Source organism: Bacillus sp. TL12, from assembly GCF_022625245.1.
Taxonomy (GTDB): domain Bacteria; phylum Bacillota; class Bacilli; order Bacillales; family Bacillaceae_G; genus Bacillus_A.
Genome location: NZ_JAJJBY010000200.1, coordinates 1 through 520, shown reverse-complemented (window position 1 = coordinate 520; position 520 = coordinate 1). Strand labels below are relative to the sequence as shown.

The 520-nt window shown below is 31.9% G+C and carries 1 protein-coding gene; it reads left to right on the top strand.

Annotated features, from left to right (window positions below):
- Window positions 1–157 precede the first annotated feature (157 nt).
- Window positions 158–370, top strand: a complete 213-nt coding sequence (locus LOK41_RS28510; protein WP_241819447.1) for an alpha/beta-type small acid-soluble spore protein — start codon at window positions 158–160, stop codon at window positions 368–370.
- The last annotated feature ends 150 nt before the right edge of the window (window positions 371–520 follow it).

The window sequence follows — 520 nt, the reverse complement described above, 5'->3', positions numbered from 1 at the left end:
TTCATTAAAACAAAAAGAACTTGTAGTGATTTCTACAAGTTCTTTTTGTTTTTCTTATTGAATTGGAACAGAAACTTTCAAACATTCATTTACCATAAAAAGGAATAAGTATTTTTCCATGTTTCGTAGCACATTAAAACCGTAGGAGGTGATACATATGGTTAAAAAGAATAATAGAAATAATAATGAAGTATTGGTTCAAGGTGCTGAGAACGCAATTGATCAAATGAAGTACGAGATTGCACAAGAATTTGGCGTACAACTTGGTCCAGATACAACATCTCGTGCAAACGGTTCTGTTGGTGGTGAAATCACAAAACGTTTAGTAGCTATGGCGGAACAACAACTTGGTAGAGGATTCACTCATTAATTTCACCTAAAGTTATTAAAAGTTACAGTAAGTTGTAGCATATATTTTTTTACCTGTATTTAGTTTATAAATTTAGATACTTCACGATAAGCATTCAAAGGTTCTGTTGCGAAGTTTTGTTAGTTTTCATTTTATCTTTGCACCAGAACC